The organism is Acinetobacter sp. ANC 4779 (assembly GCF_004331055.1).
GTDB lineage: Bacteria > Pseudomonadota > Gammaproteobacteria > Pseudomonadales > Moraxellaceae > Acinetobacter.
Window position 1 is genome coordinate 108,529 of sequence record NZ_SJNU01000009.1, and the last position, 11,575, is coordinate 120,103.

General features: G+C 42.6%; 10 protein-coding genes. 3 read left to right on the top strand and 7 right to left on the bottom strand.

What is annotated here, in order from left to right:
- Positions 1–85 precede the first annotated feature (85 nt).
- From E0H80_RS11515 to E0H80_RS11530, 4 genes are all read right to left on the bottom strand, one after another.
- A complete protein-coding gene (locus E0H80_RS11515) occupies positions 86–1,078 on the bottom strand; it encodes a cell division protein ZipA C-terminal FtsZ-binding domain-containing protein (RefSeq protein ID WP_131365944.1) in 993 nt (330 codons plus the stop codon).
- Position 1,079: 1 nt separating this feature from the next.
- Positions 1,080–4,532 (bottom strand): chromosome segregation protein SMC, encoded by a 3,453-nt coding sequence (gene smc, locus E0H80_RS11520; protein ID WP_131366037.1) that lies wholly within the window; start codon positions 4,530–4,532, stop codon positions 1,080–1,082.
- A gap of 10 nt (positions 4,533–4,542) precedes the next feature.
- A complete protein-coding gene (locus tag E0H80_RS11525; RefSeq protein ID WP_131365947.1) occupies positions 4,543–5,238 on the bottom strand; it encodes a GntR family transcriptional regulator in 696 nt (231 codons plus the stop codon).
- Between the two features lie 200 nt (positions 5,239–5,438).
- Entirely contained in the window at positions 5,439–6,248 is an 810-nt protein-coding gene (locus E0H80_RS11530; protein ID WP_131365949.1) for a sulfite exporter TauE/SafE family protein, read from the bottom strand.
- A gap of 30 nt (positions 6,249–6,278) precedes the next feature.
- Here E0H80_RS11530 and E0H80_RS11535 point away from each other — a divergent pair, with 30 nt between their 5' ends.
- Positions 6,279–7,037: a biotin--[acetyl-CoA-carboxylase] ligase gene (locus E0H80_RS11535; RefSeq protein ID WP_131365951.1), complete on the top strand. Its 759-nt coding sequence runs from the start codon at positions 6,279–6,281 to the stop codon at positions 7,035–7,037.
- Positions 7,038–7,046: 9 nt separating this feature from the next.
- Positions 7,047–7,784 carry a type III pantothenate kinase gene (locus E0H80_RS11540; RefSeq protein WP_131365953.1) on the top strand — a complete coding sequence of 246 codons (738 nt, stop codon included), beginning with the start codon at positions 7,047–7,049 and terminating at the stop codon, positions 7,782–7,784.
- Here E0H80_RS11540 and E0H80_RS11545 read toward each other — a convergent pair.
- The 3 genes from E0H80_RS11545 to ffh all read right to left on the bottom strand — a co-directional run bounded on the left by E0H80_RS11545 (position 7,763) and on the right by ffh (position 10,608).
- Positions 7,763–8,350, bottom strand: coding sequence for an RBBP9/YdeN family alpha/beta hydrolase (locus tag E0H80_RS11545; protein ID WP_131365955.1), 588 nt, complete (start codon positions 8,348–8,350; stop codon positions 7,763–7,765). The genes E0H80_RS11540 and E0H80_RS11545 overlap by 22 nt on opposite strands.
- Before the next feature lie 165 nt (positions 8,351–8,515).
- A complete protein-coding gene (locus E0H80_RS11550) occupies positions 8,516–8,728 on the bottom strand; it encodes a hypothetical protein (protein ID WP_323052969.1) in 213 nt (70 codons plus the stop codon).
- Between the two features lie 470 nt (positions 8,729–9,198).
- Entirely contained in the window at positions 9,199–10,608 is a 1,410-nt protein-coding gene (ffh, locus tag E0H80_RS11555) for a signal recognition particle protein (protein WP_067870153.1), read from the bottom strand.
- Between the two features lie 138 nt (positions 10,609–10,746).
- Between ffh and E0H80_RS11560 the strand changes: the two genes are divergently transcribed.
- The gene (locus tag E0H80_RS11560) at positions 10,747–11,553 is read left to right on the top strand and encodes a cytochrome C assembly family protein (protein WP_131365959.1); all 807 of its coding nucleotides are present in this window, start codon (positions 10,747–10,749) and stop codon (positions 11,551–11,553) included.
- Positions 11,554–11,575: the final 22 nt, after the last annotated feature.

The following is an 11,575-nucleotide window of genomic DNA, read 5'->3' on the forward strand; positions in this document are numbered from 1 at the left end:
CACCATAAAAAAGGGCGGTTTGATTTCCGCCCTTAAAAAATTTTATCTACTCGCCATTATAGAAATCGATTCATCTAGTTTCAAACTAAACTTCTGCGGCATGTCCTGAACGATAGTCAATTGCCTGATGACGCCACTGCTCACGTAACTGTGGGGTAAATTCCTGATTGTTCTGATCATAGACGGTGCCATCAATTTCACGCGCAATCAGGCGTGAAAGACTGTCCATGGTATCAAAGGCATTTTGCACATCACTATGTGGCAAGGCCAGAAAGAATGCCAAACCTTTGACCTGCTCCGTAGATAAGGTTTCCAGATCAAAACCCGCTGCGCCTTCATCGGTAATTTGCAATACGGAAAACAGTAATTTGCTGTCATCTTGGCTGTAGCGATGGAAACACGCCATTTCACCAAAACGCAAACCATACTTCAGCAATACTTTTAAGGTTTTTTCACCTGACAAAATGCGGCGTTCCGGGTAAACATTTAACGCAATAAAATCAACCGCAGTAGATAAGGCACTTTCCTCATCAACACGTTGCTGTTCATGTAAATGTTCATCCAGAATACTGCTTTCATCTTCAAACTCTGAAATTTCAGCTTTTTCAATTGTTCCGTTCAGGCTGAGTTCTGTTGCATCTTTGGCTACAGTTTTTTCATCTTGAATGGTCTTATCTTCTGCAAGATCTAATGCTACTTCATCTGCTTTGATGACTGAATCTGCTGTTAATTCGCCCTGTTCCGTTGTTTCTGTCGCAGCAGCGACTGCTGTCTGAACTTCAGCCTTCTCAGTTTTTCTTTCGGTCTTATTTGCTTCTGTTTTATTGAAACCTTGAGCAAGCTCAACAGCCGGTTCTGCCAAAGTCGATTCAACCCGCTCTAGACTTGAGGCTTCATTGGCATTTTGTAATTGATCACGGACATGGCGAGGAATCACGGGTTTCTGGCTATCTGTATCGACATGAAGTTCTGAATCTAATGACGGTGCTGCATCAGCGGGTTTTTTAAACAGTATTCTTAAACCGAATAACATAATGATAACGGCGATAACAATACCAACGACGGTGGTGATTTCCATATTATGACTCCGCGACTAAACCGTATTCTTTTGCCTGTTCCAAATCGACAGTGACTAATTTTGATGTACCGGGTTCTGGCATGGTAACACCTAACAAATCGGTTGCCATCGTCATTGCAACTTTATTATGGGTAATGTAAATGAATTGAACCTGTTCAGAAAGTTCTTTTACCAAATTACAAAACCGACCCACGTTTGCATCATCCAAAGGGGCATCAACCTCATCCAGAACACAGAATGGTGCCGGATTTAAACGGAAGATGGCAAACACCAATGCCAATGCTGTTAATGCTTTTTCACCACCAGACAATAAAGCTAAAGAGCTATTGCGCTTACCTGGCGGTCGAGCCATTAGTTTTACACCCGATTGCCAGTCATCTTCAAGGCTTAAACTGGCTTCTCCGCCATTAAATACTTTCGGGAACAAGTTTTGTAGCTCAAGATTGACCTGATCGAAGGTATTCATAAACAGCTTGCGGGTTTCCTGATCAATACTTTTCATGGCCCCTTGTAATTGATCCACCGTGTTTTCCAGGTCTGCAATCTGGTGACTCAGTTCTTCATAGCGCTTGGATACGTCTTGGTATTCTTCAGAAGCGGCCAAATTGACCGCGCCTAATTTTTCAAAGCGCTGCTGAGCTTTTTCCAGTTGTTGTTGGTGTGAAATCAGGTCAATATTTAAACCGCCAATCAATTGACTATTCAACGCATTGAGTTGTTCTGAGTAATGCTGAAAATCCGATTTGGCCACTTGCCAAGCCAGACGTTTTTCTTCCAGTTGACCGCGTAATTTTTCATCTTTTTGTTGATGCTGATGACGCTGCTCAGTCAGGCTTTGCTGTTTTTGCTGAATATTATTCAGCTCGATCTGCCATTCACTCCAGGTCTTTTGCAACTTCTCGGTGACTTGAGCTTGTTGATTAAATTGCGACTCTAATGCCGGCAATTCGAGCTGTACCGGATCGACAAATTTTTTCGCCTGTTCCATTTGCGCAATAATCTGCTGATATTGTGCTTTTAAAAATGATGCATCTTTTTCCAGTAATTCAGCTTGTTGCCCAGTTTGTGCAGTTTGACGACGTAGCAGCTCCAGCTCTTGTTGAGCTTGTTGCCAGGTGTGTTGGGTATTTTCCAGCTGCTCGGTCAGTTCCTCAACTTGAAATTGCATAGTTTTATAATTGGGTAAAGCCTGCTCAAGTTTCAAATTCAGCGCATGCAAATCAATTTCCAGATCATCTTTTTGCATTGCATCTTCTTCCAGCTGCTCATCCAGTTGTTGTAACTGATTTTGCAATTGCTGCTTTTGGACTGAAAATGCCTGAGCCGTACTTTGTACTTTCGCAATGTTGATATCAACCTTCTGCAAGGCCTTTTGCTGCTGCTTTAACTGGTCTTGCTGGTCTTGCATATTTTTTTGCAGACTTTGAATTTGTTGTATGACTTCCGGCAATTGCTGTTCAGCAGTTTCAAGCTGAGCTAACTGCTGTACCAGTGCCATTTCAATTTCAGCTAAACGAATACGATGACTGAGTGCACCCTGTCCCGCTTGGCTTGCTTCATCATAAAACAGGCCAATCACCCAATCCGCACCCACATGATAGCCATCCAAACTTAAGATCGACTGACCGATGCCTAATTGCGATTGCAAAGACAAAGCTTGGTTAAGATGATCTGCAACTGCAACCTGCTGCCAAATGGAATGCTGCGGCGACTCAATCCAGTCAGCCAAGCAAGGTAACCCAGCCAATTGAATCTGATGTTGCGAAGCATTGCTTTTAAGCTGACGAGCAATGCTTTCAGCAAACCCAGCCTCGGCATCAAGGATCTGTGCAGAGAGCCATTTTGCCAAAAACTTTTCAATTAAATGGGTATGTGCCTTGGCCTGATCTTTAAGCTTTAATACCTGCATCAATTGCACAGCATCCTGCTGAACTTGCGGGCTATTCCTGATCAGCAACTGAATAAGGTTTTTCTGTTCCGCTTGCAACACCTGAATCGCAGACTTCATGGTCGCAACATCATTTTTCTGCTGTGCATACTGGGTCTGCGCTAACTCTAATGTTTGTTTCTGCGTTTGAATACCTTGTTCTAACTGCTCAACTTGCTGCGTGAGCTGAAATTTCTCACTTTCAAGTTGCTCAATATCATCTTGCTGATCCTGATTTTGAATTTGCGCTGTTTGCTGTTGCAGGGTTTGTTTTTGCTGTTCGATCCGGGCAATATTTTTGGCCAACTGCTCACTTTGCGCCAGCATCTGCATTTTTTGCTGTTGCTGTTTTTCGACCTGTGCTTTGACCACTTCAAACTGTTGCTGTACTTGCTGCTGCTGTAGTTTTAAATCAGCAAAACTTTGGCTTTGATCTTGGTTCTGACTTTCCTGCTGTTGTAATTGCTCAGTCTGTTGTTGATATTGCGATTGCAAAGTTTCAATTTGCAATTCAATTAATTGTAGCCGTTCTTTAGTCTGTAATTTTTGCTGTTCAAGCTGAGTTAAAGTCGAAGTATTTTGCTGCAACAAAGACTGTTTTTGTTCCAAGCTCATTTTCAATTCAGAGAGTTTTTTCTCGGCCTGCTGCCATTCATTTTGTAATGGGGTGGACTGCTGAATCAGACGCTGGAACAGTTCACTGGTCGTCGTTAAATCATGTTCTAAAGTGGTCAGTTCTGAACGCACTAATTTAAATGTTTCACCTAATTCATTCATCTGTAGGGTATATTCTTGCTGCAAACGGCTACTTTGCTCGCATTGAAAAGACAGCACTTCAACTTTAATGCTGCGAATCTGGATTTCCAGGTCTTTATATTGCAGCGCAGTTTCAGACTGACGTTTCAGAGTTTTCAGCTGTGACTTCAGTTCAGCGGCAATATCCTCAAGACGCGATAAATTTTGTGTGGTGTGATCCAAATGCAACAAGGTTTCACGGCGACGTGCCTGATAACGCGAAACACCTGCAGCTTCTTCAATATACACCCGCATTTCTTCAGGTTTGGCATCGACCAGACGGTTAATCATGCCCTGTTCAATAATGGCGTATGAACGTGGGCCAAGACCGGTGCCCAAGAAAATATCTGTGATATCACGACGACGGCACTTGGTGCCATTCAAAAAATATTCAGACTTGCCATCGCGGTTGACCTGACGACGTACAGCCAATTCATTATAGGCATTGTATGCACCGCCGAGCTTGCCATAGGTATTATCAAAACGCAGTTCAACACTGGCCACACCCACAGGTTTACGTTTGACAGTTCCGGTAAAAATGACATCTTGCATGCTGCCGCCACGGAGTTGGCGTGCACTGGATTCCCCCATCACCCAACGGATGGCATCAATCACATTTGATTTACCACAACCGTTTGGCCCCACCACAGCGGTACGATTCGCCTTAAAATGTAAAGTCGTACTATCGGCAAAAGATTTAAAGCCGGAAAGTTTTAAGCTGCTTAAACGCATAATGTCCTGATCAACGTCGTGAACGTCTTGCCCATGCAAGTTCGATTTGTTTCATCCGTGTTAGAGATTCCAACACAAGGTTACGCAAGTGTCGACAAAAATCATCCATAAATAAAGTAGCTTGTTGTGATTTTCGGATCAAAACTGCATCAGTCACCAACTTAAACAGTTCAAATGATTCCTCTAGCTCGCGCCGAGAGATATTTAAGGTTAAAAAATAGCTTCGGCGCATTGAGGGTAACAGCTCTTGATAGAACTTCATCAAATAAGGATTAGCCACCATTTCGTGCTGGCGAGCCATACACTGAAAGATTAAATCATAGAATTTTTCAGTATGTCCCTGACGTGTCTCTTCATGCAATTGCTGCAATAATGCCTGAATTCTTTCGGCTTCATGAGTGCGCCAAGTTTCCGCCACACGCTGAACAATTTGCCCCAATAGCAAAGCGCTCATGTCAAATAAAGCACGGACTTGTTGCGCAGACATTTCTGACACAATTGCACCACGGCGTGGATAAATTTCAATCAGTTGGGTGCGTTCTAACAGCAACAATGCTTCACGCACGGAGCCACGACTGACATCGAGTTCAGCCGAGATTCGCAACTCTTGAATACGTTCACCTTCAACCAATTCGCCACGAATAATTTGCTCACTAATATGCTTTGCAATTTGTTCGGACAAACTGTCTTTTTCCTGTTCTTGCATACTCGTCCTATCTTGTTTTTATAAGATGCAATCGAAAAATTTCACACGTCTTGATTGACCCTGCTATTTTTACTTTGTTTTATCAGCAAAAAAAATGACATTGTCAGACAATTTTTCAGTCTTTAAAGCCAATATAAAAAAGGTGTGAACAATTAAACTGTAGCACACCTTTTCATTCTATTTTTATCTGTTATTTAAAATTAAAAATAGGTCGAAAATCCTTGATAAATAAAATATAAACCAACGGTACTTAACAGGCAAGCAAAGCATCTTTTCAGCATGGCGGGTGATAACTTATGAGCCACTTTTGCCCCCAGTTTTGCCGTAATAAAGCTCATCACACTAATGCCAAGGAAAGCATAAATATGCACATAACCAATACTATGCGGTACTTCTACCGAGCTATTCGAGCCAAACCACATAAAACCCAATGCTCCGGCAATTGCAATAGGCAAGCCCCCTGCTGCTGAAGTTGCTACCGCTTTTTGAATGACGACGCCATGACGAATCAAATACGGTACCGTCAAACTGCCGCCGCCGATGCCGAAAATAGCCGATGCAATGCCGATCCCCCCGCCTGCCAGCAGCTGCATTTCTTTAGAAGGCAAATGATGCGTAGGATCAACGGGTTTACTTGAACCATTAAACATGCCATAGGCAACCCAAACTGCGAAGAATCCGATCAGTAATTGCAAGCCCTGACCTGATATATAATCCGCAATCCCGGCACCTAAAAATGAGCCCAAAGCCAACCCCGGTGCTAAATTGCGGAATACATCCCACATCACCGCACCACGTTTGTGATGGGCTGAGACAGAGCTGATTGAGGTCACAATAATGGTTGCCAATGAGGTGCCGACAGCCAAATGCATAATGACTGAAGGATCATAGTTCATCTGCGTGAACACAATATATAAAATGGGCACAATAATCATGCCGCCACCGACACCAAACAGTCCAGCGGCAAAACCAGCCATTGCACCAATCAATAAATATATGATTAACTCCATTATTCACATTCCACTGTTGCTTAAATTTAAATGGATTTAGAGACTCGACAACTGCAAAAAATCCTCAGCGAAGCTCATCAGCTTCCTGAAGTTTTAATACTGAAACCAGTCACGACTTCAACCAATGATGATGTGCGTGAAATTGCACTCAAAGGCATTCAAAGCGTTTTAGTCTGTAGTACGAGACAAACTCAAGGTCGTGGTCAACGTCAACGACCATGGGTTTCACCCGCAGGGAACATCTATTTAAGCACATTGCTAAATACGCGAACAGCCATTGATGGGCGGCTTGCCCTTGAAATTGCATTAAATATTCTGCAAATGCCGAGTTTAAAAAGCTTGGATTTGCAAGTGAAATGGCCAAATGATCTTTATAGTACACAGGGTAAATGGGGCGGAATTCTGGTTGAGCCGCTTTCCCCGCATCAGGTGATTGTCGGGGTCGGTATCAATATTGAACCTGTGCCGAAAGAACAGATTGACCAGCATGCCACCTCACTGCGCGAGTTAGGCTTAATGGCAATTCAGCGTACTGAATTGATCGCAGAATTATATATGGCCATCCAGCAAGCCAGTGAATGGTTTGACCATCATTGTTATAACCTGGCTGCCCGTTTTAATCACTATGCTGCTTTTAAAAATCAGGCGGTTGAGTTTGAGCATCATTCGGGGCTATGTTCAGGTATTTTCTTAGGCATTCAGGATGATGGCGCGGTCAATATTGAAACCCGAGAAGGCTTAAAACAATTTTATCAAGGGCGCTTACGTCGCTTAGAAACCTCTCTTTAGAGAAATGCAATGAAGAATTTATGGCTAGACATTGGCAATACCCGTCTAAAATATTGGATTACTGAGAATCATCAGATTATTGAACAGGCTGCAGAATTGCATTTGCAGTCCCCTGCGGAATTGCTGTTGGGTTTAATTCAGCATTTTAAAAGTTTAGATCTGCATCAGGTTGGCGTGTCTTCAGTTCAAGACAAAAAAAATAATGAACGTATCCAGAAAATTCTAAAATTTTTAGCTGTACCGGTGACCTTTGCCAAAGTGCAGGCGGAATATGCAGGTCTACGCTGTGCTTATGAAGATACCAGCAAGTTCGGTGTAGACCGTTGGTTACAAATGCTGGCCGTGGTCCATGACCCAAAGCAACAATACTGTGTGGTAAGTTGCGGAACTGCATTAACCATTGATCTGACTGATGGCATGCAACACTTGGGAGGGTATATTCTGCCAAACCTGTATTTACAGCGGGATTCTCTGATTCAAAATACCAAGGGCATTAAAATTCCCGATGCCACCTTCGATGAGCTTACGCCTGGCCGCAATACCATTGATGCTGTGCATCACGGTATTTTATTAAGCTTGGTAAGTACCATTGAAAAGGTATTGAATAAATACCCAAGCCAACTGATTCTGACTGGCGGTGATGCGCCATTATTTGCCCAATATCTTACCCAATATCAGCCTCAAATTGAGACAGACCTGTTACTCAAAGGTCTGCAGAATTATATTTATTCCTTGGCAGAAGCCTGATCTAGTCGAATTAAATAAGGTTGTATGGCCCGCCAAACTTCAGGTAGTTCCGTGCAACCTTCAGAATCAATAAAGTGTCCCTGCCATTGGGCAGAAATCAGCTCTGCATCTAGACTTTTGGCCTGCTCAATACTGAATTTTGGCGGAACATGAGCATCTCCTGCTGAATAAATCACCACACGCTGTTCAATCTGGCGTTTCAGCAATTCAAAATCAATCTGGGCTGCATCGATAAAAGGATAGACTTCTGCCAAGCGTCCAAAACGACCATTAAAACCGGCAACCAGAACCAACTGTTTAATACGCTGACGGGTTAAATTTTTGGACAAATAATCTAATGCTGCGACAGTTCCCAGACTATGCGCAATCACAATACTATTTTCATCCAGACTTCCCATCTGCTCATTTATTTGTGATTCCCACCTTGATAGCTCCGGACGCGGTGAAGGATCCAAACGCAATACTTTTAAACTGCAATGCTGCTGATCTGCAGTCTGCTGAATCCAGGGATACCAGTTTTCTTCGGGGCTGGCGGTATAGCCATGTATCACATTCACTTGAGCCATTATTTTTGTTTCCTCTTCTTCATCTGTTCTCGTGTGCAACCAGCTTAGTCTGAATGGAGTGATTCAATTGTTGGTCTTTTTTATGAAAATACGAATTAGGGAAGCTCTTGTCCCCCATAATTTAATCCATCACTTGTTTAAAGATACGCATGGATTTTAAATGCATTAATAATGTAGCAAAATTTTCAGGATATCCCAAAGCTGTTTGAATTCATCAAACCCATCGCTTTGCATAAAATGCCGCACATGCTTCAGCTCTTGCATTTGGGCATTAATAAAGTGTCCGAGCAAGACCGATTTAGGCGGAGACACATAAGGATCATGGCAGGAAAACAGTAAAAATCGAGTCGCAATCTGTTTTTTTTGTAAAATGGACATGTCTAATTTTGCCTGCAGAATAGAACCCTCCAGCTCGGGCAATGCGGTTAATTTATCCTTAAAACTGGCAAGCAAAATCAGCCCTTTAATTTGAGTGTGGCGGAGTGTCTGAGTTCAAAAATGCAAGCGCGCCAGACATCCCAGACTATGTGCGACAATAATGCTTTCTGGATCTAATTTAGGTCTTTGTATTTATAATGCTTGTTGTCCTATTTAAAAATTAAGAACGTTAGCTAAGGCGCGGTCATCCTGCACCAGATAAACTTTGTATTGCAGTTAGAGTATGTTTTTCTTCTTATATATTTGAGTTGGTTAATTTAGCCTCATACCCATCGTTGAAGTAACACTTGTGGTTATTCCCTTTAGGATTAAATATGCAGAGTCATTCGCATCGTGCTTTTCTGTATTGCAAAATTTCAGCTATAAAAAAAGGCGCATCGAGCGCCTTTTTTACGATGAGAAGTATAATCCTACTTCTTGTCGTTTCCACCGAACAATGGTCCCATACCGCCGCCACCGCCGCCGAATTTATTTTGCATACCGCCAAGTGATTTCATCATTTTTGCCATGCCTGACGGATTGGCAAATTTCTTCATCATTTTCGCCATTTGCGCATGTTGTTTAATCAGTTTATTGACTTCAACAACTTCCATACCACAACCTGCTGCGATACGTTTTTTACGGCTCGGGTTCATCAGGTCTGGGTTGCGGCGCTCTTTAATGGTCATCGACTGGATAATCGCTTCCATTTTTTTCACTTGCTTTTCAGGGTTCGCTTGCGCAATTGCATCTTGAATCCCTGAATTGCTCATGCCAGGCAACTTGTCCAAGAAGCCCATCATGCCGCCCATGTTGTTCATTTGTTCAAATTGCATCAGCATGTCTTCAAAGTTAAAGCTGCCGCCTTTTTGCAATTTTTTCGCCATTTTTTCGGCTTTTTCTTTGTCGACTTTACGTTCAAGTTCTTCGACCAAAGAAAGTACGTCGCCCATCCCCAATATACGCTGTGCCACACGCTCAGGATGGAATGGCTCTAAGGCATCAAGCTTTTCGCCCATACCCAAGAATTTGATTGGCTTACCGGTAATGGCACGTACAGATAGTGCCGCACCACCGCGTGCATCACCATCAGTTTTGGTCAGGATCACACCGGTTAAAGGCAAGGCATCATTAAAGGCTTTTGCAGTATTTGCCGCATCCTGACCGGTCATAGCATCGACTACGAACAAGGTTTCAGTGGGTTTAATAGCTGCATGAAGCGCTTTAATTTCGTCCATCATGTCATCATCGACATGTAAACGGCCTGCGGTATCGACAATCAGAACATCGGCAAACTGAATTTTGGCTTGCTCAATTGCTCGATTGGCAATGGTAATCGGATTTTCATCAGCGCTCGATTCCAGAAAAATCGCGCCTACTTCACCTGCAACTGTTTGTAGCTGTTTGATTGCCGCTGGACGGTAAACGTCGGCAGACACCATGGCTACTTTTTTCTTTTGGCGTTCTTGTAAGAAACGGGCAAGTTTTGCAGCTGTGGTGGTTTTACCCGCACCTTGCAAACCTGCAAGCAGTATCACCACAGGTGGTTTTGCTGCAAGGTCGAGGCTTTCATTGGCCTCGCCCATCATTTTTGTCAGTTCGTCATGGACGATTTTTACGAATGCCTGGCCTGGTGATAACTGAGTCATCACTTCTTGACCCAATGCTTCTTCCTTAACTTTCGCGATGAATTCACGAGTTACAGGTAACGCAACATCGGCTTCAAGAAGTGCCATACGTACTTCACGTAACGTATCTTTAATATTGTCTTCGGTTAGCTGCCCTGAGCCAGTAACATTTCTTAAACTCTGCGTGAGTCGTTCTGTTAAGGTATCAAACATTGCAAAATCCGCTTAAAATTGCCAGTTGCAAAAAAATCTTTCTTAAAATAGAAAATTTATGCATAAGATGCTATAGGATACTGTAGTTCACGTAGAATTTATATAAATGAATATTCAACATCCTGAAAAAGGTTTGACATGATCAGTCTCCCCTTGGTTTACACGATCTTAGCATTAATCGCTTATACCACATCTTTCTGGTATTTGTTTATTCACTTAATGTCAAAGCGTGATCCGAACCATTGGTTTGTAGGGCTCGTACTCGGTTTAGGTTTACTGCTACACGCGGGTGTTCTGTATAACGATATGCTGACCCCTCTAGGCGTAAATTATGATGTGTTCCTATTACTGTCATTCACATCTGGTCTGATGTTATTGCTGAGTTTAATCTTTAGTACTTACCGCCCCATTTTGGCCCTTAATTTATTGGGCATTCCTGTTGGTGCCACCGGCTTGATTTTAGGTTTTGCCTTAAGCAAACAAAATCAGGTAATTGAACAGCACTCCTTGGGCTTGGACATTCATATTATTTTGTCTTTATCGGCCTATGCGGTTCTACTGATGGCCACCATACAAGCGGTAATTCTATGGTTCCAAAATCGTGAATTAAAAAACAAGCAAAAAAGAATCTGGGTCAATTTACTGCCTTCATTCCAAGCCATGGAATCTTTGTTGTTTGATTTAATCATTACCGGTTTTATCTTGCTGACCTTAGCTTTAGGTTTTGGTTTCTTCACCATTGAAGATTTCTTTGCTCAACACTTAGCCCATAAAACGGCCTTTAGTATTATTTCCTGGTTTGTTTATGGATCTTTGCTGATTGGTCATTACAAGTTTGGCTGGCGTGGCCAAAAAGCGATTCGCTTTACCTTAAGTGGTTTTATGCTTCTGGCAATTGGTTTTATTGGTTCTAAATTTGTACTGGAAATGATTTTGGGGAAATGAGCCCCTTATTTCCTTTGGTTTA